Origin of the sequence: Streptococcus sp. SC1 (assembly GCF_030272855.1) — a bacterium.
Classification (GTDB): domain Bacteria; phylum Bacillota; class Bacilli; order Lactobacillales; family Streptococcaceae; genus Streptococcus.
Genome location: NZ_JAQCMU010000008.1, coordinates 1 through 24,568, shown reverse-complemented (window position 1 = coordinate 24,568; position 24,568 = coordinate 1). Strand labels below are relative to the sequence as shown.

At 43.7% G+C, this 24,568-nt stretch carries 21 protein-coding genes, 6 tRNA genes and 1 riboswitch; of the genes, 4 read left to right on the top strand and 23 right to left on the bottom strand.

All coding sequences use genetic code 11. The annotated features are described in order from the left end of the window. The first annotated feature begins 44 nt into the window (after positions 1-44). Positions 45-2,429, top strand: a complete 2,385-nt coding sequence (gene recD2, locus PAN94_RS09600) for an SF1B family DNA helicase RecD2 (RefSeq protein ID WP_149556506.1) — start codon at positions 45-47, stop codon at positions 2,427-2,429. Between the two features lie 100 nt (positions 2,430-2,529). Here the strand turns inward: recD2 and dinB are convergent, their stop codons facing one another. Next, a complete protein-coding gene (gene dinB, locus PAN94_RS09595) occupies positions 2,530-3,594 on the bottom strand; it encodes a DNA polymerase IV (RefSeq protein WP_149556507.1) in 1,065 nt (354 codons plus the stop codon). Between the two features lie 392 nt (positions 3,595-3,986). On the opposite strand from dinB, the gene pflB reads away from it, so the two are divergent. The 3 genes from pflB (at position 3,987) to PAN94_RS09580 (ending at position 7,656) form a co-directional block, all read left to right on the top strand. Continuing rightward, positions 3,987-6,302: a formate C-acetyltransferase gene (pflB, locus tag PAN94_RS09590; RefSeq protein ID WP_149556508.1), complete on the top strand. Its 2,316-nt coding sequence runs from the start codon at positions 3,987-3,989 to the stop codon at positions 6,300-6,302. 117 nt (positions 6,303-6,419) lie between these two features. Further along, positions 6,420-7,193 carry a threonine/serine exporter family protein gene (locus tag PAN94_RS09585; protein ID WP_005591102.1) on the top strand — a complete coding sequence of 258 codons (774 nt, stop codon included), beginning with the start codon at positions 6,420-6,422 and terminating at the stop codon, positions 7,191-7,193. 4 nt (positions 7,194-7,197) lie between these two features. Then, positions 7,198-7,656: a threonine/serine exporter family protein gene (locus PAN94_RS09580; protein ID WP_005591103.1), complete on the top strand. Its 459-nt coding sequence runs from the start codon at positions 7,198-7,200 to the stop codon at positions 7,654-7,656. A 16-nt stretch (positions 7,657-7,672) separates the two neighbouring features. On the opposite strand, the gene PAN94_RS09575 is transcribed toward PAN94_RS09580, so the two are convergent. From PAN94_RS09575 to PAN94_RS09470, 22 genes are all read right to left on the bottom strand, one after another. Further along, positions 7,673-8,953, bottom strand: coding sequence for a hydroxymethylglutaryl-CoA reductase, degradative (locus PAN94_RS09575; RefSeq protein WP_285875635.1), 1,281 nt, complete (start codon positions 8,951-8,953; stop codon positions 7,673-7,675). Beyond that, on the bottom strand, positions 8,950-10,128 hold the full coding sequence (locus PAN94_RS09570; RefSeq protein ID WP_285875640.1) for a hydroxymethylglutaryl-CoA synthase: 1,179 nt from the start codon (positions 10,126-10,128) through the stop codon (positions 8,950-8,952). The genes PAN94_RS09575 and PAN94_RS09570 overlap by 4 nt, the downstream gene beginning before the upstream one ends. Positions 10,129-10,418: 290 nt before the next feature. Beyond that, positions 10,419-11,729, bottom strand: coding sequence for a ribosome biogenesis GTPase Der (der, locus tag PAN94_RS09565; RefSeq protein ID WP_048765864.1), 1,311 nt, complete (start codon positions 11,727-11,729; stop codon positions 10,419-10,421). Positions 11,730-11,771: 42 nt separating this feature from the next. Next, the gene (locus tag PAN94_RS09560; protein ID WP_285875634.1) at positions 11,772-12,488 is read right to left on the bottom strand and encodes an NADPH-dependent oxidoreductase; all 717 of its coding nucleotides are present in this window, start codon (positions 12,486-12,488) and stop codon (positions 11,772-11,774) included. Then, positions 12,485-13,381, bottom strand: a complete 897-nt coding sequence (dnaI, locus tag PAN94_RS09555; protein ID WP_285875633.1) for a primosomal protein DnaI — start codon at positions 13,379-13,381, stop codon at positions 12,485-12,487. The genes PAN94_RS09560 and dnaI overlap by 4 nt, the downstream gene beginning before the upstream one ends. After that, entirely contained in the window at positions 13,382-14,542 is a 1,161-nt protein-coding gene (locus tag PAN94_RS09550; protein ID WP_285875632.1) for a replication initiation and membrane attachment family protein, read from the bottom strand. It abuts the gene before it with no gap. Positions 14,543-14,548: 6 nt separating this feature from the next. Continuing rightward, entirely contained in the window at positions 14,549-15,022 is a 474-nt protein-coding gene (gene nrdR / locus PAN94_RS09545; RefSeq protein WP_005591110.1) for a transcriptional regulator NrdR, read from the bottom strand. A 148-nt stretch (positions 15,023-15,170) separates the two neighbouring features. Next, positions 15,171-16,502: an alanine/glycine:cation symporter family protein gene (locus tag PAN94_RS09540; protein ID WP_285875631.1), complete on the bottom strand. Its 1,332-nt coding sequence runs from the start codon at positions 16,500-16,502 to the stop codon at positions 15,171-15,173. A gap of 90 nt (positions 16,503-16,592) precedes the next feature. After that, positions 16,593-16,682: riboswitch (glycine riboswitch) on the bottom strand. A gap of 167 nt (positions 16,683-16,849) precedes the next feature. Beyond that, complete coding sequence (gene trxA / locus PAN94_RS09535) at positions 16,850-17,164, bottom strand: thioredoxin (RefSeq protein ID WP_005591113.1); 315 nt, start codon at positions 17,162-17,164, stop codon at positions 16,850-16,852. 93 nt (positions 17,165-17,257) lie between these two features. Next, complete coding sequence (locus PAN94_RS09530; protein ID WP_285875639.1) at positions 17,258-19,591, bottom strand: endonuclease MutS2; 2,334 nt, start codon at positions 19,589-19,591, stop codon at positions 17,258-17,260. A gap of 69 nt (positions 19,592-19,660) precedes the next feature. Continuing rightward, positions 19,661-20,212: a CvpA family protein gene (locus tag PAN94_RS09525; RefSeq protein ID WP_005591115.1), complete on the bottom strand. Its 552-nt coding sequence runs from the start codon at positions 20,210-20,212 to the stop codon at positions 19,661-19,663. Beyond that, positions 20,212-20,514, bottom strand: coding sequence for a hypothetical protein (locus tag PAN94_RS09520; protein WP_005591116.1), 303 nt, complete (start codon positions 20,512-20,514; stop codon positions 20,212-20,214). The genes PAN94_RS09525 and PAN94_RS09520 overlap by 1 nt, the downstream gene beginning before the upstream one ends. A gap of 75 nt (positions 20,515-20,589) precedes the next feature. Further along, positions 20,590-21,000: a GNAT family N-acetyltransferase gene (locus PAN94_RS09515; protein WP_005591117.1), complete on the bottom strand. Its 411-nt coding sequence runs from the start codon at positions 20,998-21,000 to the stop codon at positions 20,590-20,592. Between the two features lie 212 nt (positions 21,001-21,212). Beyond that, on the bottom strand, positions 21,213-21,998 hold the full coding sequence (locus PAN94_RS09510) for an ABC transporter permease (RefSeq protein ID WP_005591118.1): 786 nt from the start codon (positions 21,996-21,998) through the stop codon (positions 21,213-21,215). Position 21,999: 1 nt separating this feature from the next. Further along, positions 22,000-22,818 (bottom strand): ABC transporter permease, encoded by an 819-nt coding sequence (locus PAN94_RS09505; protein ID WP_005591119.1) that lies wholly within the window; start codon positions 22,816-22,818, stop codon positions 22,000-22,002. Position 22,819: 1 nt separating this feature from the next. Further along, positions 22,820-23,812 (bottom strand): ABC transporter ATP-binding protein, encoded by a 993-nt coding sequence (locus PAN94_RS09500; RefSeq protein WP_005591120.1) that lies wholly within the window; start codon positions 23,810-23,812, stop codon positions 22,820-22,822. A gap of 192 nt (positions 23,813-24,004) precedes the next feature. Continuing rightward, positions 24,005-24,088 (bottom strand) — tRNA-Leu (locus tag PAN94_RS09495). 7 nt (positions 24,089-24,095) lie between these two features. After that, a tRNA-Gln gene (locus PAN94_RS09490) sits at positions 24,096-24,167 on the bottom strand. Positions 24,168-24,183: 16 nt separating this feature from the next. Beyond that, positions 24,184-24,256 (bottom strand) — tRNA-His (locus PAN94_RS09485). 12 nt (positions 24,257-24,268) lie between these two features. Beyond that, positions 24,269-24,339 (bottom strand) — tRNA-Trp (locus PAN94_RS09480). 6 nt (positions 24,340-24,345) lie between these two features. Next, positions 24,346-24,426 (bottom strand) — tRNA-Tyr (locus PAN94_RS09475). 17 nt (positions 24,427-24,443) lie between these two features. Then, positions 24,444-24,516, bottom strand: a tRNA-Phe gene (locus tag PAN94_RS09470). Between the last annotated feature and the right edge of the window lie 52 nt (positions 24,517-24,568).

Genomic DNA, 24,568 nt, shown 5'->3' with positions numbered 1-24,568 from the left:
TGACTACTCAGCTGGGTTTGCTTTTTAAAGAGCATATATAAATAATGACAGAATTTTATTTTTCAGGCACAATTGAGCGCATCATTTTTGAAAATCCCAGCAATTTCTTTCGAATCCTCCTCTTGGATATCCAAGACACAGATTGTGAAGATTTTGATGATTTTGAGATTATCGTGACCGGAACCATGGCCGATATTATCGAAGGCGAGGATTATACATTTTGGGGCAATCTAGTTCAGCATCCCAAGTACGGACAGCAGCTAAAAATTTCCCGCTATGAGAGGGCAAAACCGACTAGTAAGGGGCTGGTTAAATATTTTTCCAGTGACCACTTTAAGGGTATCGGGGTCAAGACAGCCCAAAAAATTGTGGATCTTTATGGGGACGAAACCATTGATAAGATTTTAGCTGAGCCAGAAAAACTCAAAGAAATCACTGGCCTTTCCGCCAAAAATCGAGAAGCCTTTGTTGCCAAACTGCAACTCAACTATGGAACAGAGCTGGTCTTAGCTAAGCTGGCTGCCTACGGCATTCCCAACAAACTAGCCTTTCAGATTCAGGAAACCTACAAGGAAGAAACGCTTGAAATCGTCAAGCAGTATCCCTACCGGCTAGTTGAAGATATCCAAGGTATCGGTTTTAAAATTGCTGACCAGCTGGCTCAGCAGTTGGGAATTGAAAGTGATGCCCCTGAGCGTTTTCGGGCTGGCTTGATTCATACCCTCCTGACCCAGTCCATGGAAACCGGAGATACCTATTTGGAAGCTAGAGACCTATTGGCTCATACGATTGATCTTCTGGAGAGTTCGCGTCAAGTAGAGCTAGACCCTAGTCTGGTAGCCGATGAATTGGCTCACCTGATTGAAGAAGACAAAGTCCAAAATGTTGAGACTAAGATTTTTGAAAACAGTCTCTTCTTTGCCGAGGAAGGCATCTGCAGCAATCTAATTCGCCTCTTGGAAAAAGGCCATCAGGATCGCTTTGAAGAAGAGAAAATCCTCGATGCCATAAGCCAGGCTGAAGATGACCTAGGCATCCACTATGATCAGATTCAGAAGCAGGCCATTTTCGACGCTATCACACAAAAAGTCTTTATCCTGACGGGTGGACCAGGAACAGGAAAAACAACCGTCATCAATGGTATCATTTCCGTCTATAGCCAGCTTCGAGAGTTGGATTTGAAAAAGAAGGCAGATTTGCCCATTCTCCTTGCTGCTCCGACTGGTCGAGCTGCTCGCCGTATGAACGAACTGACTGGACTACCCAGCGCTACGATCCACCGACATCTCGGTATGACTGGAGATGATGATACCAGTCATTTGGATGATTATCTGGATGCTGATTTTATCATTGTTGATGAGTTCTCCATGGTGGACACTTGGCTGGCCAATCAGCTCCTCAGTAATATCTCCTCCAATACCAAACTGCTTTTGGTGGGCGATGCAGAGCAGTTACCCTCTGTCAGTCCTGGGCAGGTATTAGCTGACCTACTGCAAATACCGAGTATCCCCCAAACCAAGCTGGAAAAAATTTACCGTCAGAGCCAAGATTCGACTATTGTTACTCTGGCTAGTCAAATCCAAAAGGGACTACTGCCAGAAGATTTTACTGAAAAAAAAGCGGATCGATCTTATTTTGAAGCTCGAAATGAACACATCCCGCCCATGATTGAACGAATTGCCAGCGCAGCTATTCGCAGTGGCATCCCAGCTCAAGATGTGCAAGTGCTGGCTCCCATGTACCGCGGACAGGCCGGCATTGACCAGATTAATAGCCTCATGCAAAATCTCATCAATCCTGTGGAAAAAGATCAGCTGACCTTTGAGGCACCTGACTGCCAATATCGACAGGGAGACCGGGTCATCCACTTGGTCAATGATGCAGAAAGCAATGTCTTTAACGGTGACTTAGGCTACATCGTAGACCTGCTCCCAGCTAAGTACACCGAGTCCAAGCAGGACGAATTAACCATCAACTTTGACGGCAATGAAATTAGCTACCAGCGCAGCGAATGGTACAAAATTCGCCTAGCCTATGCCATGAGCATCCACAAGTCTCAAGGTAGCGAGTTTCCCGTGGTTATCCTTCCCATTACCCGAAGCAGCCACCGCATGCTCCAGCGCAATCTGGTCTACACAGCTATTACCCGAGCCAAGAGCAAACTGATCCTACTTGGGGAAAAGTCAGCCTTTGACTACGCTGTAAAGAATACTGGAACGGCCCGCAAAACCTATCTGATTGAACGTTTTGGGGATGTAGAATCCCCTCAAGAAATTATCCACAATCCTGTGGATAACAGCAAATCGCCTGTGGGAAACTATATCCTGACGGAGGAAAATATCCTAACAATCGATCCTCTAATCGGACTGACTGAGGAAGATATCAACAGTATATTTAGCAATGACAACCAAATAGAAACAGATGCCTAGGTCTACCTTTGAAGCTGTCATAAAAGTTTATAGAGTGCCTTATCAAATATTCCCTATAAAAATAGCGTCTGAGACAATTTGTCCCAGACGCTTTTCTATCTTATTTGAACCCCGTCACTGTCAGTCCTAACAAACGAACGCCTCGAGGCTGCTCTTCCAGACTGTCGTAGATTTCATGGCCGACTCGCTCAATCACTTCAACTTCCCTCGTTTCTTGCTCCAAGGTCCTCCTTTTGGTTAGGGTTGAAAAGTCAGCATAGCGGATTTTGAGGACAACCGTCTTGCCAGCTTTCTGGTGTTTCTCTAAGCTGAGAGCGACCTTAGCTGCCAAGCGAGATAGTTCTTTTTTTATATCCTCCTCGCCATGGAGCAATTTGGCATAGGTTCGCTCCTTACCGATAGACTTGCGAATACGATTGGACTTGACCGGACTATTGCTGATACCACGTGCTTTCCGATAGAGATCAAAGCCAAAGCGGCCAAACTTATCAATCAAGGTCATTTCTGGTATTTTGAGTAGATCTGCACCAGTATAAACACCCATTTCATGCAGTTTCTCGACACTCTTCTTCCCCACCCCATGAAACTTGGCAATGTCCATAGGCGCCAAAAAGGCCTCTGCCTCTTCAGGCAGAATGACCGTCAGACCGTGCGGCTTCTCATAATCACTGGCAATCTTGGCCAGAAATTTATTATAGGAAACGCCTGCTGAAGCCGTCAGCTGCAATTCATTCCAGATATCATGCTGGATCAACTTGGCTATCTTGACCGCAGATTTGATACCCAACTTATTTTCCGTCACATCCAGATAAGCCTCGTCTATGCTCATGGGCTCAATTTTATCCGTGTAGCACTTGAAAATCTCTCGAATCTGCAAGCCAACTGTTTGATATTTTTCATAATTTCCTGAGATAAAAATCCCCTGCGGGCAGCGCTCATAGGCTTCCTTGGAACTCATAGCTGAATGAACTCCGAACTTTCTGGCTTCATAATTACAAGTCGAAACCACACCACGTCCACCCGTCTGACGCGGATCACTACCGATAATCACAGGCTTTCCCTTGAGCTTAGGATTGTCCCGCTCTTCGACCGAAGCAAAAAAAGCATCCATATCAATATGAATGATCTTTCGCGATGTGTCATTGATTAGCGGAAAAATTAGCATGCCGTCTCCTATAAGTTAGAATAGCTCTTTAGCAAATTTTATCATTTTTAAAGCAAGTTTCAAAGGATTTTTATTCAAAAGCAAGACCGGAAAATGTGAGAAACTTTCTGAGGTGCATAGACAAAGTATTAAAATAGGAATTTCAGTATTGGACACATTTCTACATAGTAACGTTCAAAGCAAGTACAAAATAATTCAACTTATCAGCTTCTTTCTACTATTTTCATTTACCATTTTCAAAATTATAAAACAGTTTGCAATAAAATATAAATCTGTATTATAAAAGAAAGCCTCTTTTAGCACTGAAATTCGTTTGTGAAACCGATTACCTTATGATATACTTTAATTATAAATGTAACAGTTTATGTTGCTAGAATAAAGAGGAAAATCAAATGGTTGTTAAAACAGTTGTGGAAGCTCAAGATATTTTTGACAAAGCTTGGGAAGGCTTCAAAGGTGAAGACTGGAAAGAGAAAGCAAGTGTTTCTCGCTTCGTTCAAGCCAACTACACACCTTATGATGGAGATGAAAGCTTCTTGGCAGGTCCTACTGAACGCTCACTCCACATCAAGAAAATCGTAGAAGAAACAAAAGCTCACTACGAAGAAACTCGTTTCCCAATGGACACTCGTCCAACATCTATTGCAGATATCCCTGCTGGTTATATCGACAGAGATAACGAACTAATTTACGGTATTCAAAACGATGAACTCTTCAAGTTGAACTTCATGCCAAAAGGTGGTATCCGTATGGCTGAAACAACTTTGAAGGAAAATGGTTATGAACCTGATCCAGCTGTTCACGAAATTTTCACAAAATATGTGACAACTGTTAACGACGGTATTTTCCGTGCTTATACTTCTAACATCCGCCGCGCTCGTCACGCTCACACTGTAACTGGTCTTCCAGATGCCTACTCACGTGGACGTATCATCGGTGTTTACGCACGTCTTGCTCTTTACGGTGCAGACTACTTGATGCAAGAAAAAGTCAACGACTGGAATGCAATCAAAGAAATCGACGAAGAAACAATCCGCCTTCGTGAAGAAGTAAACCTTCAATACCAAGCATTGCAACAAGTTGTTCGCTTGGGTGATCTTTACGGAGTTGATGTTCGTAAACCAGCGATGAACGTTAAAGAAGCGATCCAATGGGTTAACATCGCCTTCATGGCTGTCTGCCGTGTTATCAACGGTGCTGCAACATCTCTAGGACGTGTGCCAATCGTACTCGACATCTTTGCAGAACGTGACCTTGCTCGTGGTACATTTACTGAATCAGAAATCCAAGAATTTGTTGATGATTTCGTTATGAAACTTCGTACAGTGAAGTTTGCTCGTACAAAAGCTTATGACCAATTGTACTCAGGTGACCCAACTTTCATCACCACTTCTATGGCTGGTATGGGTAACGACGGTCGTCACCGTGTTACTAAGATGGACTACCGTTTCTTGAACACTCTTGACAATATCGGTAACTCTCCAGAACCAAACTTGACAGTTCTCTGGACTGACAAACTTCCATACTCATTCCGTCGCTACTGTATGCATATGAGCCACAAACACTCTTCTATCCAATACGAAGGTGTAACAACAATGGCTAAAGACGGATACGGAGAAATGAGCTGTATCTCATGCTGTGTGTCACCACTTGACCCAGAAAACGAAGATCAACGTCACAACATCCAGTACTTCGGTGCTCGTGTGAACGTTCTTAAAGCCCTTCTTACTGGTTTGAACGGTGGTTACGATGATGTGCATAAAGACTACAAAGTATTTGACATCGATCCTATCCGCGACGAAGTTCTTGAATTCGAATCAGTTAAAGCGAACTTTGAAAAATCACTTGACTGGTTGACTGACACTTATGTAGATGCTTTGAACATCATCCACTACATGACTGACAAATACAACTACGAAGCTGTTCAAATGGCCTTCTTGCCAACTAAACAACGTGCTAACATGGGATTCGGTATCTGCGGATTCGCTAACACTGTTGACACATTGTCAGCTATCAAGTACGCTACAGTTAAACCAATCCGTGACGAAAATGGCTACATTTACGATTACGAAACAATCGGTGACTACCCACGTTGGGGTGAAGATGACCCACGTTCAAACGAATTGGCAGAATGGTTGATCGAAGCTTACACAACTCGTCTACGTAGCCATAAACTTTATAAAGACGCAGAAGCTACTGTATCACTTTTGACCATCACATCTAACGTTGCTTACTCTAAACAAACTGGTAACTCACCAGTCCACAAAGGTGTATACCTCAACGAAGATGGTTCTGTGAACTTGTCTAAATTGGAATTCTTCTCACCAGGTGCTAACCCATCTAACAAAGCGAAAGGTGGCTGGTTGCAAAACTTGAACTCACTTGCGAGCCTTGACTTTGGTTACGCAGCTGACGGTATCTCATTGACAACTCAAGTTTCACCTCGTGCTCTTGGTAAGACTCGTGACGAACAAGTTGATAACTTGGTAACAATCCTTGATGGCTACTTTGAAAACGGTGGACAACACGTTAACTTGAACGTTATGGACTTGCAAGATGTTTACGACAAGATCATGTCAGGCGAAGATGTTATCGTACGTATCTCTGGATACTGTGTAAATACTAAATACCTCACTCCAGAACAAAAAACTGAATTGACACAACGTGTCTTCCACGAAGTTCTTTCTATGGATGATGCACTGAGCTAAGCCTCTTTCCTAATTGTAAAACCAGCTGATTTTCAGCTGGTTTTCTTTTGCTTTGGAGAGATAGCTTTGAGCATTTATGTTATAATAGAGTTATTGTAAAATGAAAAAGGGGATATAATGGCTGAGAAAATGTCTACAGATGAAAAAAATCTTAATCTGGCCGTTGATGTTATCATGCTAGCTGGGACCTTGCTATTACAAAGCGGCTCAGAGATTTATCGGGTCGAAGACACCATGATCCGGATTGCCCATTCGCAAGGCATCCTGGACTGCAATGCCTTAGCCATGCCCGTTGCCATATTCTTTTCAATTGAAAATACTAATATTTCTCGAATGAAGCGAAATATCCATATGAACTACAATATCGAGAAAGTCTGCGATGTCAATCAGGTTTCTCGGCAATTAGTCAGTGGAGCAATCAATTTGGAAGAGGCTCTTGAACAACTAAGGGCACTTAAAACGAAAGGGGTTCCTTATAGCAAAAGAGAACTCATTACAGCAGCCACGCTCAGTGCTCCTTTCTTTTCTATCATGTTTGGTGGAAATTTTTACGATGCTCTTGGAGCCGGTATCGCGACTCTATTTGGCTTCTCTTTCTCCCTTTATGTCGATAAATATATTCGAATTCCTTTTGTTTCAGCCTTTGCTGGAGCTTTTGTCTTCGGATTATTAGCCCAGATCTGGGCTCGCTACTCAGGATTCGATTCAACAGCAGACTTGATCATCGCAGGAGCTGTTATGCCCTTCGTCCCAGGAATCGCTCTGACCAACTCAGTTAGAGATATCATGACCAACCATATCAACTCTGGAATGAGCAAACTCTTTGAATCGCTCCTCATTACCCTTGCTCTCGGGGCCGGTACTTCTGTCGCCCTCATTCTTATGAAATAAGCCTATGACAATCTTGACTTTCTTACTACAAGCTCTGGCCAGCCTACTGGCTATCATCACTTTTCTAATCGTTCTAAATGTCCAGCGTAGTATGCTGATTCCTGGCGGAGTTTTAGGAATGGCTACTTGGCTACTCTATCTCCTACTCAAGGGGCCGACCAATGTTATCATTGCAACCTTCGTGGCTGCTATCATTGGTTCCTGTACCAGCCAAATCCTCAGCATCATCTATAGAACGCCGGCTGTCGTCTTTATTTTGGCCATTCTAGCGCCTCTAGTACCTGGATATATTTCCTATCGGACAACTGCCTTCTTTGTGACAGGTGATTACAGTCATGCTATGGTCAATGCTACCTTGGTCGTCATCCTAGCCTTGGTCATCTCTATCGGCATGGCTAGCGGGACGGTTGTCTTAAAGATTTACAGCTACCTGAAGAAACATCCTCTGCACTATAAAAAATGAGTCAATACATATTGACTCATTTTTCTTTACGCATTTTGGTTAGAATTTCCTTAGCTTTTGCCTGATTAAATTGCTTCTCTTTGAGAAGTTCTTCAACAACAGCAGCAATCTCATCTTCCTGAGCACCGGCCAATAAAGCTAGGGATTTAGCTTGGAGCTTCATGTGGCCAGCCTGAATTCCCGTAGTCACCAGTGCTCTTAAAGCCGCAAAATTTTGCGCTAAGCCGACAGAAGCGATAATCGAAGCTAATTCTTTTGCTGTCGGTTGCCCCAATAAATCAAAACTGGCGACTACCATTGGATTAAGGCCAATGGAGCCTCCCTTAGCCGCAACCGGCATGGGTAAAGTCAACTGGCCATAGAGTTTTCTTTCCTCTAAATTGGCCTCCCAGTTACTCAATCCTTGATAACGGCCATCACGAGCAGCATAGGCATGGGCCCCAGCTTCAATGGCACGCCAGTCATTACCTGTCGCCAAAAGAACTGCATCAATTCCGTTGAAAATGCCTTTATTATGCGTGCTGGCCCGATAAGGATCCTGCTTTGCAAATTGACTGGCTAAAGCGATTCTTTGAGCAGTTCGTTCAGCTTCTGCCTTGTCTCGACTGAGTGAGTGAAAATCAATTTCACAAGAGGCTGTTACAAGCGCTTCAGTCGCATAGTTAGATAAGATAGCCATCAAGCTCTGTCCACCTGTTAGCTCCTCCAACCGTTCTTTTAGTGCTTCTAGCATTGTATTAAGGATATTGGCACCCATGGCTTCCTGGGTATCCACGACAAGGTAGACAACTAGAAAGTCCGTCTCTCCCTCCAGGAAATCCGTTCTCAAATCACGCGCCCCACCTCCTCGCTTGACGATGGAAGGATGGGCTTGATTTGCCAACTCCAGCAAAGCTGACTTCTCATTTTGGATCTGCTCTAGAGCTTTAGCTACATCCGGCACATCATAGAGTGCGACCTGCCCAATCATCTGCCGATTATGAATCTTGGTTTTGAAGCCGCCATTGCGCTTGATGATTTTTGCTGCAAAACTAGCAGCAGCAACGACAGAAGGCTCCTCTGTTACAAAGGGTACCTGATAAACCTGCTCATCTATGAGAAAGTCCGGTGCAATCGAATAAGGCAAAGCCAAAACAGAAAGCACATTTTCACTCATTTGATTGGCAGTCTCCAGCGGCAGATGGTATTGATTAGCAAGATTTTGCCAATTCTCATCCTGGAGTAGCTCATGGGCTTTCAGAAACTCTAGCCGCTCTGCAGGTGTCTTTTTAGAAAATCCAGTCCAATTTATTTTCATGATGGTTTCTCAACTTTGATATACTTGCGCTGGTGTTGGTCAATTTGAACCAAGGCGTAAACTTGGTCATCGTAGCCAGAAAAGACAGCTGAGCCGTTTTCATCCAGCTGGGCTTCTGCAAAGAAAAGCTCTTCATAGGTGGCAACTGTCAATTCCTGACGTTGATTCAATTGCTCCAAACGATGAGTCGTCAGTTGTTTTTCATAACCTTCTACCAGATTGGCACTGAAAATCTCAGCGACAGCACCGCTACCATAACTAAAGAGAGCAATCTTGTCACCAGCCTTGAGATTTTCAGAGTTTTCTAAAAGGGACAAGAGCCCCAAAAAGAGCGAGCCTGTGTAGATATTTCCAACCTTTTGGCTATAAAGAATAGACTTATCAAAGTTTTCTTGCAGTTTTCTCTGCTCTTCCTGAGACAAGCTCTGATCCATAATTTTATTTAAACCTTTGAGTGCCAATTTAGGATAAGGAAGATGGAAACAGACCGCTGCAAAGTCGGCTAAAGCTAAACCATGACGCTTTTGATATTCCTTCCAAGTTGTCTCAAGGCAATCCAAATACTGCTGAGTTGAGTAGACACCATTGACATAAGGAGTCGTAGAATAATTTGGTCGCCAGAAATCCATAATATCACGAGTCTGGGCCACATTGTCATCGTTGAACTCCAGAATTCGTGGATTTTGACTGATCAACATAGCGACAGCGCCTGCACCTTGAGTCGGCTCGCCTGGCGTCTCTGCCCCGTATTTGGCAATGTCACTAGCGATGACCATGACCTTGCTTTCTGGATATTGTCTGATATGCAGCTTGGCATAATCTAGAGCAGCAGTTGCGCCATAGCAGGCCTCTTTAATTTCAAAGCTACGAGCAAAGGGCTGAATGCCTAAAAGACCATGAATAAAGACCGAAGCTGCCTTGCTTTGGTCGATGCTAGACTCTGTTGCGACAATGACCATATCGATGACCTTCTTGTCCTCCACAGTCAGGATTTGCTCAGCCGCTGCTGCGCCCAAAGTGACAATATCCTCAGTTAAAGGAGCAATGCTGATCTCCTTCATCAATAATCCCTTGCTGAGCTTGTTGGGATCAATACCCCGCTTCTCAGCTAGATGATCTAATTTTAAAACATAATTGCTAGTCGCAAAACCGATTTGATCGATTCCGATTTTCATCATAAAGACCTCATTCAATTCATTTGATAGCTAATAGTATTCAGACATTATTTTACCATAATTAAGGCTAAAACTCTTTTAAAAACCATTTTTTAAGCTCAAATCCGACTTGAGACGGAGAAAGCTCATCATCAAAAAATGAGAGAAACCCAATTTTTCCAATTCAGTTTCCCTCATCAGTCTATTCCAAATTTTGAGCTAGCAAGTTTAGGGATTTAAGGATAAGCTTCCGCCCATAAATTCCTTGAAATCGCTCTTATTTTTTCTTTATAAACAGTCCGAAGCAAGTCCTACTTCCGCTTCCTTGCAATCAAGTGAATCGGTGTTCCTTCAAAAACAAAGGCCTTGCGGATTTGATTTTCCAAGAAACGCAGGTAAGAGAAGTGCATGAGCTCTTCTTCATTGACAAAGATGACAAATGTTGGCGGTTTGGTCGCAACCTGAGTCGCATAAAAAATCTTGAGACGTTTGCCCTTGTCAGTCGGCGTCGGATTAATTGCGATAGCATCCATGATGACATCATTGAGTACCGCAGACGGAATACGGGTATTTTGACTCTGACTGATTTGCTTAATCATGTCCGGCAGCTTATGGAGGCGCTGCTTGGTCAGGGCAGAGACAAAGATAATCGGCGCATAAGACAAGTACTGGAACTGGTCACGAATATCTTCTTCCCAGTCTTTCATAGTATGGTTGTCTTTTTCCAGCGTGTCCCACTTATTGACGACGATGATCATTCCTTTTCCTGCTTCATGGGCGAAGCCAGCGATTCGCTTGTCGTACTCACGAATTCCTTCTTCAGCATTCAGCACCATCAGAACGACATCTGAGCGATCAATCGCCCGCATAGCCCGCATAACAGAGTATTTCTCCGTATTTTCATAGACCTTGCCCGACTTGCGCATACCAGCCGTGTCGATCATGGTAAATTCCTGACCTTCACTGTCCGTAAAGACCGTATCAATAGCGTCGCGCGTGGTACCAGCCACTGGACTAGCAATGACCCGATCCTCACCCAAGATGGCATTGATCAAGCTAGACTTGCCGACATTGGGGCGGCCAATCAAGCTAAACTTGATCATATCAGGATTTTCAACCACTTCCTCATGTGGAAGATTTTCAACGATAGCATCCAGAACATCCCCTGTACCAATCCCATGGACAGAAGATACTGGGAATGGATCTCCCAAGCCCAGTGCATAGAAATCATAGATTTCATTGCGCATTTCAGGATTATCCACCTTATTGACTGCTAAGATAATCGGCTTGTGGGTCTTGTAGAGCATGCGAGCCACATACTCGTCCGCATCCGTGATACCTTCCTTGCCAGACACGACAAAAACGATAACATCAGCCTCGTCCATAGCGATCTCCGCTTGGTGCTTGATTTGCTCCATAAAAGGCGCATCAACATCGTCAATTCCGCCTGTATCAATGATACTAAACTTACGATTAAGCCAATCTGCCGTCGCATAGATGCGGTCACGAGTAACCCCTTCCACGTCTTCAACAATGGAAATCCGCTCACCCGCAATCCGGTTAAATAGCGTTGACTTGCCGACATTGGGACGGCCGACAATGGCAATAGTTGGTAAAGCCATGTTTTTCCTCTTTCATTCTTTGAGACAGAGCTGAGCTCCGCCTTATTTTTCTAATTTCTTTTCTTTGAACAGTTGGTCAATCGCTTGATTCGGCTCCTGACCAAATTGGGCTGCCAAACGCTGGCTCCAAGTATCCTGTGCCCGATCACCAGCATACTCAGCCTGTACACGGTCATAAGTCTCAATGACAGAGCTGAGTTGTTCACGGTATTCTTCCTCAAAGACCACCGCTTCATAAGGCAGACGTGGCTTGACAGTATGGTTTTGATTAGGCTTTCCTAAAGCCATGCCGAAAACTGGATAAGTATAGTCTGGCAGATTAAAGAGCTGGGCAATTTTTGAAGCTTCATAGCGAACTAAACCAATAATAACGCCGCCATAACCCAGACTTTCAGCTGCTAAGAGGGTATTTTGCCCTGCCAAAGCAGCATCCACCGAGCTAATGAGAATATTTTCAGTTCCCTCAGGGTGGAAATCTTCTGTATGTAGGGCAGCTCCCTTTTCAGCTCGATTGAGGTCTCCTACAAAGAGCAAAAAGGCTGATGCCTGAAGAATTGCTTTCTGAGGAACTAAGTCAAAAAGAGCCTCTTTTTTCTCCTGGCTGCGCACCACGATGATAGAGTAAGACTGGAAGTTTTTCCAGCTGGAAGCAGCACGCCCAGCATCGATAATAGCGCGTAGTTCTTCATCTGAGATCTGCTCCTCCGTAAAGCGACGAACAGACGTATGAGCTTTCATCAAGTTAATTGTTTCATTCATCGGCGATTCTCTCCTTCTAGGTGTACTTCTTGAGCTAAAAACTTAATCCGCTCCATAACCCGCTTAGCCTGCCAAGTCTCATCGCCATTCTTAGAGTTGGCAAAGTGACGCTCCAAATCTGCAAAACTAAAGTTAGAAGTGAAGAAAGTTGGCAGATTTTCCTGCATACGGTGCTGGAGGATAACTTGTAAAATCTCATCCCGCATCCAGGGGCTAGACTGCTCTGCACCGATATCGTCCAAAATCAGCACTTGAGCTGTCTTGACCTGGTCAATCTTGTCCTTGACCAAGCCAGAACTGATAGCATTTTTAACATCTAAAACAAAGCTCGGATAGTGAACTAGAGTAGTTGAAGCACCTCGCTCTACTGACAATTCATGAGCTAAAGCAGCCATCAAATAACTTTTCCCAATACCAAAATCTCCATAGAGATAAACAGCCTTTTGATAATTAGGATAATCAGCCACAAAATTAGCCAATCGTTCAAAAATTTCATCACGATTCTTTTTTAAGTCAATTTGACCGAAACTCGCATCTTTAAGACTAGAAGGTAGGTTAATTAGATTGATCCGATCTTTAATATTTTTCAACTTTTCCTGCTCAATCAACTCAGGCGTTTCCTCATAGGCAACATCCGCATAGCCTTCATTTTTCACCAAGATTGGCTTATAACCCTTGGCAATATAATTCTGATCTTCTAGCAGGAAGCGATCTCGTTCGGTAATGTATTGATTGAACTTAGAAATGCTCCGCTGAATCTCAGCTTGGGTCAGCTTTTCCTGCTGGATAAAGGCTGCCACATCTGGATCGGCCATAATCTGCTTGACCAGCTCCTGATAATCAAACTGCTTCACCTTATTCATATGAGGCATTGCCTGTCCTATTTTCTCCATTTAATCGCCACCCGAACCCTTTCTAATTTTTTCTAAAAGCTTGCGTCTTTTCTCTTCTAATTTTGCTTGTTGCTCAGGAGTAGTATCATCTTTATAATCAGGATTACTCCAATTCGGCACATTGCTTTTAGCAGAAGCTGGGCTGACTTGCGCAGGACGATTATTCGTCTGCTGGTTGCGCTCGCGGATTTTTAGGACCGCCTCTTCAGCCGAGGTCACCTTTTGATAAGAAAAGTCATTGGCCACCTTGAGGGCATACTTCTCATTGAGATTGGCCGAATCCACCTTATTAAAAGTCAATAGCAGGATGATATTGATAACTTCATCCAACAGTCCCATCTCTGCCAAATCCTGAATCAGCTTCCGTTCACTACGCGTAATGGCCGCCTGACGGGTTTTCTTGATTTCGGCCAAAAAGAGTAGTGGCTGCTTGCTTTTAGCCTCACGAATAATGGATTGCTCTTGCTGAGAAAAATCTCCCGAAACTGGTTTCTGCTGAATCTTTTGCTGCATCCGTTTCGTCGAAATCACATGTGACACAGCCGTTTCACGCGCTAAGACATAAGTCTCGTACCAAGTCCATTTCTTCTGCTCCGCAATAGCAAACAAGTCCAAGAGGTCTGCTTTTTCATCTGCAAAACGCAAGCCATCCTGGGCCATTCTCTGTTTAAAATGCGTCAAATCAAAATCATTCTGGCGACTGGTTCTCGTCAGACTGACCTCTTCCATGCCATAAATTTGGCTAAAAGAAGGACTGATTTTTTGCCCAGCTGGATTTTCCGGTCGTAGCTTATCTACCGCCGCCTGACCAATCTTTTTCTCCAAAAGACTACTGTACACATGATGAGCAAAGAAGTCCTCAGCGGACAAGGTTGGATAGAGTCGGATGAAAAATCCCGTCTCCGTCTGGTAAAGCTCTAGCAAGCCAATAGCTGATAGACGTTCCAAGCTTCTCTCCAACACTTCCATACCAAAATCAAGATGATTTAAAATATGGCTGAAAAGTCGCTGCTGAGCTCCATTATCCCAAAAAGAAACCAGATAAAGATAAAGCGCCACTGCATCCTTGCCCACAATAGGTAGATAATAACGGGTCAGCCCGCTCATATCTTGACTGACCTGGTTATTAGACAAGAAAGAAAAATGATCATTTGGTTTCATAAGCCATTATTTTTCCTTTTTCTTCTTAGAACCCTTGGTAATCTGCTTCAAAAGGCTTTCCAGCTCGCCAACATCCTTAAAACTCCGATAAACACTGGCAAAACGAACGTAGGTGATTTCATCCAGCTCGGCCAGCTCATCCATGACCAGAGAGCCAATATATTCGCTGGCAATTTCATTTTCACTCTGACTGCGAAGTTTTTGCTCAATCCGATTGACCAATTCTTCGATCTCGTCACTTGATACCGGACGCTTCTGAGCGGAACGGATGATTCCGTTAAAAATCTTATCCCGAGAAAACTGCTCACGCGTTCCATCTTTTTTGACAACGACTAGGGTTCTTTCTTCCACGCGCTCATAAGTTGTAAAACGGTGCTGGCATTCCTCGCATTCACGGCGGCGACGGATTGTATTTCCATCTTCTGCCTGCCGGCTGTCAACCACACTTGATTTGCTTCCACCACATTTGGGACAACGCATGTCATTTCCTCCTAGAATCTTAATACTTCATTATACCATGTTTTGGGCAATAACAAAAGACGAGAGATTTCTCGCCCATAAAAAAACTAAAGCTGACAAAGCAGCTTTAGCAAGAAAATCTTCTTTCAAAAATCCAGCAAATGGAAACTCAGCCCTTCTTGTCAAAATACTTTTTGGTCTCAGCAATAATAACAGGAGATAAGGCCAAAAGAGCAATCAGATTTGGCAAGGCCATCAAGGCATTGACAATATCGGCAATGACCCAAACTGCTTCAAGCTCAATAAAGCCTCCTAAGAGCACCATAACGACAAAGATGATTCGGTACAAGCGAATATATTTAACACCAAACAGGAACTCAAAGCAACGCTCACCGTAATAGTTCCAGCCTAAAATCGTGGTAAAAGCAAACAGAACTAGAAAAACGGATAGAAGGATTGGACCAAAATTAGCAAAGACAGTCGCAAAGGCTGCCTGAGTCAAGGACACACCATTGAGATTGCTATCCCAAACTCCTGTGATTAAAATTGTTAAACCTGTCAGACTACAAATAATCAGAGTATCAATAAAGGTTCCCGTCATCGAAATCAAGCCTTGCTCAACAGGCTCCTTGGTCTTGGCTGCCGCCGCAGCAATAGGTGCTGATCCTAGACCAGATTCATTGGAGAATACCCCGCGTGCGACCCCATTTTGAATCGCCATCTGGATGGTTGCACCAGCAAAACCACCAACAGCAGCCGTCTGACTAAAGGCAGAACTAAAGACTAGCTGAAGAGTTGGCAGCAGACGATCTAGATTGACTGCTAAGACAGTCACAGTCCCCAAGATATAAATAGCTGCCATAAAGGGCACAATCTTGGTCGACACTCGAGCAATCGACTGGATACCGCTAAAAATAACTAGAGCCACCAAAATAGCCAAGATAGAGGCAGTCACAGCTGGAGGCAACTGAATCGTATTCTGCATAGCTTCTGTAATGGAATTCACCTGCGTAAAGGTTCCAATCCCTAAAAGAGCCACCAAGACACCTGCTACAGCAAAGAAGATAGCCAGCGGACGCCATTTTTCTCCCATTCCCAAAAGAATATAATGCATGGGACCACCAGCAACGGCTCCGTGAGCATCCTTAGAACGATACTTGATTGCTAATAAACCTTCGGCATACTTGGTTGCCATCCCAAAGAAAGCAGCTAGCCACATCCAAAATAAGGCGCCCGGTCCACCAACTTTTATGGCAGTCGCTACACCGATAATATTCCCCGTGCCAACCGTGGCTGCCAATGCTGTACAAAGAGCTGCAAAGCTAGACACGTCTCCATGATGATCCTCACCGGAAACAAAAATTAAGCGAAAGGCGCGAGAAAGGCGCGAAATCTGTAGCAACCTCAGACGAAGTGTCAGATAAAGCCCTGTTCCAACTAATAAAATCAAGAGGGGAGGCCCCCAGACCAGAGAATCAATTTGATTCAGCAATTTCAACATAAGTCTTCTGCTCCTTTTCCACACCGAGAAAAAGAAAAGTACATGTGTAAACATGTACTCTGGATGCCTGAGAACGACCGTTTCTTGTCCTTCCCTTGCTCTGTCCTTTTACCTGAGAGTTTGAGCAGTTGCCTGCCTTGCCCCTTCGGTGCCAATCATGGTCTCTCCAGAGTTCCGTCCATTTCACAGTCATAAGGCTCAAACACTTATTTCTGAAAAACTTCATTCGGTGTTTATTCTAAATTTTCTATTATTTTAAAATAATATTCGGTTTTTGTCAATGTTTTATAACAAAATTTAAACATGTAAACGTTTTTCAACACAAAAAGAAGCCTAAGGCTTCTTTCTTAACTTAATTCTGCCAAAATAGCCTTCAGTTGCTCCTTCGTATGAACACCAGCTACTTGCTTAACGACTTGACCGTCTTTCTTGAACAGAAGAGTTGGAATGGACATAATGCCGAATTCACGGGCAGTATTAGGATTTTCATCCACATCCATTTTAAGGATTTTCAGTTCATCTTCATGAACTTCCTCTGCCAACTGCTCCAAGATAGGAGCCTGCATGCGGCATGGACCACACCAAGTTGCCCAAAAATCAATCAGAACCAGTCCGTCTTTTGTCTCTTCAGCGAATGTTGCATCTGTAACTGCTGCTACCATAAATCTTCTCCTTTGAATAGCTTACTTTTGATAATATTGTACACCAAACCCAGAGGAAAAGAAAATATTTGCTACGGAGTACTCGATTCTTCCCTACTTAAAGATTACAATTGTCGCACCACTGCCGCCGGCATTTTGCGGAGCATAGCCGAAGGACTTGACCTGCTTGTTACGGCGGAGATATTTGGTTACTCCTTCACGGATGACCCCGGTCCCGATACCGTGGATAATATCCACCTGAGCCATGTTATTGAGGAGGGCCTGATCGATAAAGGCATCGAGTTCTTCCATGGCCTCTTCGTAGCGTTTGCCACGCAGATCTAGTCTGGCTCTTGGACCATTGGTATTGGTTCGCTTGACCACATTGACCTGCTTGCGCTTAGGTTGCTGCTCCTTTTCAGTCTTGAGAAGATTAAATTCCTGCTCTTCTAGAGTCATCTTGATAAGACCGACCTGGGCCTCCCAGCGCCCGTCTTTGAGATGCTTGACCAAAGTTCCCCGCTGACCATAGCTGGTGACCAGGATATCATCTCCCACCTTGGGCGCCCGATTTTTCTTAGCCTGCTGCAGCACTTTATTCTTTGATAAATCAACCGTTTCTGGTGCCAACTTTTTAAGCTGAGCCTTAGCTTCGATAATCTCATGCGGTTTGAGACTAGATTTATCATGGAGATTTTTGAGAATGCTCTCGCTTTCCGCTAACGCCATATCCACGATTTCCTGGGCTTCCAAGCGTGCCTTATTGAGCTCGGTTTCCTTTTCTCGGTTAAACTCATTGTAAAGTTTTTTGAGGGCTCGGTTAAATTTAAGATTTTCCTGCTCTACTTCGCGGATATTATCCAAGCGCTTGCGGCTTTCCAACGTCTGCTCTTCCAGGCGCTCAATGATCCGATTGACATCACTGTCTGTATCGGTCTGCTCTTGGGCGTGGCCAACGATAACTTCCGACAAGCCCAAACGCCGAGCAATTTCAAAGGCATTGGAGCGGCCAGGTACTCCCTGCATAAAGCGATAGGTCGGCCGCAAACTATCTGTATCAAATTCCATGCTGGCATTTTCCACCCAATCCGTCTCAATCCCATAGGCTTTGAGCTCAGGATAGTGGGTCGTCGCCATGGTTTTAATCTGTCTTAGCCGCAAATCTTCTAAGATAGCAATCGCCAGAGCTGCTCCTTCTTGCGGGTCAGTCCCAGCTCCCAGCTCGTCCAGCAGAACCAGACTCTCGCTATCAACCTGCTCTAAAATAGAGACGATATTAGTCATGTGACTGGAGAAAGTCGACAGGCTCTGCTCAATCGACTGCTCATCGCCAATGTCTGCAAAAATCTGACTGAAAATCCCGACGCGACTGCCCTTATCCGCCAGAATCGGCAGACCTGACTGAGCCATAATCTGAGCCAAGCCCAAGGTCTTCAGCATGATGGTCTTACCACCCGTGTTAGGCCCAGTAATGACAATCGCTGTCAAATCAGGCCCAAAATGCAGGTCATTAGCCACTGCATTTTCAATCAGTGGATGGCGGACACTGAGCAGTTGGATGTCCTGCTCTTCCGACAGGTCTGGCACCACCGCTCCCGTCTCCTGCATGAAGCGGACCTTGGCACGCACCAGATCTATATGGCCGATAATCCAAGCATTGTTGGCAATTTCAGCCGCATGAGGCCGTATCATATCCGACATAGCTTGCAAAATCCTCTGAATTTCATAGCGTTCGTCCGCCCGACTGCTGGCAATCTCTTCATTGAGATTGACCACCGCCCGCGGCTCAATGTAAACCGTACTTCCGCTGGCCGAAATATCGTGAACGACACCCGCAATACGGTTACGGTAGGTATTTTTCACAGGTAGTACATTACGGCCATTCCGACTGGCCACCACTTGGTCTGCTAGCATATCTCCCTTGGTTTTGAGAATCTCTTGCAGAATATCTCGAACCTGAACTTCATTTTCTTGGATTTTCCGGCGAATACGGCTCAACTCTTCACTAGCAAAACTTTCGAGAAAGCCCCCATCATTGATAGCTTGCAGGCTCCCCTGAATACTAGGAAACTCTACTAGATTGTTAAAAAGGCGATCCAAACGCTCCAATTGGACATTTTCCAAGTCCTCGTAGAAGGACACCAGCTCATGCGTCACAGCCAAGATCCGCTTGAGGGCTAAAAACTCCTCGATATTAAGGTCACTATCCAGCTCTAGGCGCTTGGTTAAGCCCCTAATATCCTGAATGGCTCCCAAACTAAAGTGCGGATGTTGCACAAAAATCTGCCGCATATCGGACATTTCCAAAAAAGCAGCAGCAATTGATTCTTTTTTACTGTTTGGCTGGAGCTGCTTCAACTCCAACCCTCCCAGCTCAGTCAGCAGATAGGGAGAAAAAAGTTCCTTAATTTTATCAAATTCCAAAGTTTCTAAAATTTTATGATTCATCATGTTCATTCTATTTCTATATGATTTAAACTGAAAAAGAAACTCAGCTACAGGGCAACTGAGTCTTAATTATCCGATAATTTTTGTGACCCAAAGGTCATGTAAAATGGATGAAGTTACAGGCGTGTGATTGATAATAAACCGAATCAGCAAACTCGAATTTAAGCGTTCTTGGATAAAGGACATGGGCACAGTAGCTAAAATAGTCAGTCCCATCTCGATGACAAAGAGTGAGATGAAGACCGCAATAGCCCCACTGACCATATTAAAAACTTTGGTATCCCACTTATTCGGATAGGGAATTAAATTTACAAAAATCCCCAAAAAGCGGCCTACTATATAAACAAGACTAAAAACAAGAAGATAAGCCAGCCCCGCATAAAAAACCTTATCCAAATGGAAAAGTTGAGAACTTGCAAAGAAATAAGTCGAGCTGCCTTTAACAGCGCTAGCATAGGGCACCCACAAGCTGATAGACTTAGCCAAGTCCTGATATAGAGCTCCAGCCACCAGCATGGATACAATCGTCATAGCAGCATAATAACCCTGCAGAACAATCCCACGCGAGTAGCCAATATAAAAGCTCCAAGCTAATATTAGTAAAATAATAATCGCAAACACTATCTTTCCCCTGTATTAGCTGACTTTTCTCTTAATTCGCTAAGCATTTTGTGACGAAGGCTTTCCAATTCTTTTTCCTTATCATCAAACTCAATCTCGCGGCTGAGCTGGGTAGATAAACTATTAATCGCCAACAAAATGGCCAAGACTTCATCATCCGCCGCAGGCATCTGCTCTTTAATGGCCTTATATTTTTCCTTAGCAACCCGCTCCACTTCTTCCATGAAAAGATTATCGTGTTCTGTTGTTAAAGTTAAGGTTTTGCTTCCAAATGTAAACTTATATCTATTCAAATTTGCCATAAAATCACCTCATGATATTATACCAAAAATCGCTACATTTGTCAGGTAGAAATCTGCTATCTATCCTTGGATAAATTATAACTCTTTCGTATAATAATATCGCTCACCTGTATAAGGATATTCTTTTAATCTAAATACTTCCTCATAGCCATGCTTTTTATAAAAATCTGGCGCTTGGAAATGGAAGGTATCCACAAACGAATACTTACACTTCCTGTCACGAGCTTCCTTTTCTGCCCTTTGCAAAATATCCGAGCCAAGTCCTTGCCCTCGTAAAGCCTCACTCACATATAAATACTCAATTTCCAGCCAATAACCAAACGTTTCGGCTACTAGGCCGCCCATTAAATTTCCGTCCTCATCTTCGACAAAGATATTGAGAGGCTCACTTGTTGAAGCTTCCCTTTTAGAGCGATTATAGGCTCGGATTAAATTTCCAAGTTCTTGGACACGTTCAGATTCTTTATTTTCCAATCTCAATTTCATTAGGCTCTCCTTCTTACCAAATCTTAAATCTATTCTACCATTTTAGAAAGATAAGTAGAATTTATTCATTCCAAAAGTAAAAATTTAAAAGATAGATACCTTAAAATATATTAGAAAAGACAAGGCCGCAAACCTTGTCCTTATACTGTATCTAATAGTTCTCTTATTCATAGACTTTCTGCATGCATATCGCCCTTTATTTATACTCACTCTTACGATCCAGCACTTTCGTAGGCGTCCAAACCCCTATCCCAAAGTTTGAGGGAAATGAAAAAGCAAACAAGGGAAATCAGAATCAAACCACCAATGTTAAAGAGTCCATTCTTGTCCTGCAAGAAATAGCTGGCAGGGTAGTAGGCCGTAAAGGCGAAAGGCACGATAAAACTAATCAACCAACGAAGAAGCGAATTGTAAATGGAAATCGGGTACTTGGCAAAGTCATTAAACATATAGAAGATGTAAATCATGGCACCTGACTGCTTGGTCCAAAAAGCAATACTGGCTGTCGCAATTTTCAAGGAAGTATAAATCAAGGTCGCAAAAGGAATACAGACTAGGAAAAGCAGGAATTTAGGAAAGGTCCAGCTAATACTGGTGACCGTTGTCGCTAGCAGAATGCCTCCGACCAAAAGTTCGCCCAAGGCATCAATCTGAAAGGTCTCAACCAGAATATGAAAGAGAGGATTGATAGGACGAGTCAGGTATTTGTCAAATTCTCCCTTTCTCACCAAGCGTTGCCCCAGTGCCCAGAGATTATCAAAAAAGAGATGGTCCAATCCCTTGGGAATCAAGGAAAAACCATAGATAAAAGCAATCTCTTGAAAGGTCCAGCCTTCTAGAGATGGAATATGTTGAAAGAGTACATTGAGAAACAAGAGGTTCAAGCCTTGGGTCAGGAAGACACCTAACACGCCCACCACAAAATCGACCTTGTATTCCATGATTTGCTTGATGTATTGTCTGATAAAAATCAGATGCATGCGTTGATATTTTTTCATACTAACCTCCTTGAATGGTGATGAATGACTGGACCCGTTTCCAAATCAACTGAGACAAGCCCACCATCACTATGAGCCAGAAGAACTGTAGCAAGAGTGCTTGAAGAATCTGACTGGCATCGTATTTCCCAACAATGATCATGACCGGAGTGTAAATCAAGGATGAAAAAGGCAAAAAGGACAGAATATCTGATACAATCTTTGGAAAGAAAGCCAAGGGAATCAAACTCCCAGACATAAAGTCAATCAGAGAATTCTTAAGCAGATTAGAGCCCCATAAATTTTTAAACACAAAGGCTGAAAATCCAAAGCAGATATTAAAGAAAAAGTTGATCAGGTAGGCTAGGATTAAGCTAAAGAGATAAAGGATGGTTAATCCTAGCACTTCTACAACCCCTTGCCTAGATAAAATTTTCATCAATACGATGACACTTAAAAATGGCAGTCCAACAGAGATAAAAATCAACCACTTGGATCCAAGTTCCGTAAAGAGGTAAGAAGCTGCAAAATGCACTGGTCTCAACAAACGCATGATAATGGAACCATCCTTGACCTCCTCGCCAATCATAAAGGAAGAATCCGACCTAGTCAGAAGATTAGTCACAAAACTCATGATGATGTAGAGGGTGATATCTGCCATACTGAAACCCTGAATCAAAGACTCTTGCGAGGAATCAAAGACAGCCTTCCAGAGATAAAATTCCACAAAAGCACCCATGACATCGCCAATCCGATAAAGAAGAAAGTTGACTCGATAGGTAATCAACTCCTGAATCCCTGCATTGATAAAGGGTTTATAACGTCGCCACAATTTGACCATCTTAGAGCTCCTTTCGGTAGAAGCGACGAATAATATCCTCGATATCCGTATCCAACATCTTCAAATCACGAATCTCAAAATCAGACAGGGTTTGCTTGATAATATCAGCTGATTGGTAGCGGGAACTATCAAATTCAATATTGAGGCTATTTCCTTGTCTATCAATGGTCATATCCGAAAAGCCTTCATAGTGAGAAACGAGATGACTTTGACCTGGTAGCAGTTCAAAGGAAAGAGTCTTCATCTTGCCAAAGGTTTCCTTGAGCTGGCTCACCGTCCCATCAAAAATCTCTTGCCCCTTATCAATCATAAAAATCCGATCACAAAGTTGCTCAATGTCGCTCAAGTCGTGAGTGGTCAAGAGAATAGTGGTCTCTTCCTCCTGATTGATTTGGGTAATGGCCCGACGAATATTGTCCTTGACCGACACATCCAAGCCAATGGTCGGCTCATCTAAAAAGAGAACCTTAGGATTGTGGAGCAAGGAAGCCGCAATGTCCGCCCGCATCCGTTGGCCAAGTGAAAGAGTCCGCACGGGGTCCTTGATAAAATCCTTCAAATCCAAGACTTCATTTAAAAAATCCATACGCTTATGGAAGAGCGAGTCTGGCACATCGTAAATCTCTTTTAAGACCGTGTAGGTCTCTTGCAGAGCCAAATCCCACCATAGCTGGGTTCTTTGCCCGAAGACCACTCCAATATCTTTGACATAGTCTTGGCGATTATCCTGCGGAATCTTGCCATTAATACGACAAAAACCAGATGTCGGTTTCAAAATCCCAGTCAGCATTTTAATCGTTGTTGACTTCCCAGCACCATTAGCCCCGATAAAGCCTAAAATCTGCCCCTTGGGCACCTCAAAAGTCAAATCCTTGACTGCTTCAAAGGTCTGCTTTTCAGGATGAATAAAGGAGCGCAAAGCCCCCTTTAACCCTGGTTCCTTGACCGTCTTCACAAAATTTTTCTGAAGATGTTCCACTTCTATCATTGCCATATGCTTCTCTCCTTAGAAAGAGTTGAATAAGTCATTTACTATTACAAACAAGAATCCTTACTAGTATCTAAACAGCCAGAAAAAAAATGTAGATAAAGCAAAAGAATGATTATAAAATAAATAATCTCAAACAAATCAAAAATAAAAATTGGTAAAAAAAGACAAGATCCGAAAACCTTGTCTTAATTACTATACCGGCGGCCGGGGTCGAACCGGCACGTCCTTGCGGACACTGGATTTTGAGTCCAGCGCGTCTGCCAATTCCGCCACGCCGGCAAAGTAACTGGGGTAGCTGGATTCGAACCAACGCATGAGGGAGTCAAAGTCCCTTGCCTTACCGCTTGGCGATACCCCAATAATCAAAAGAAATAGGCGAGTGATGGGGATCGAACCCACGCATGCCAGAGCCACAATCTGGTGTGTTAACCACTTCACCACACCCGCCATATTCCAAAACACGGGCAGTAGGAATTGAACCCACACTGAAGGTTTTGGAGACCTTAGTTCTACCTTTAAACTATGCCCGTTAAGCATGGAAGGGGAGGGATTCGAACCCCCGAACCCGAAGGAGCGGATTTACAGTCCGCCGCGTTTAGCCTCTTCGCTACCCTTCCAAAATTCTAAAGATATATGGCGCGAGACGGAATCGAACCGCCGACACATGGAGCTTCAATCCATTGCTCTACCAACTGAGCTACCGAGCCAAATTGCGGGAGCAGGATTTGAACCTACGACCTTCGGGTTATGAGCCCGACG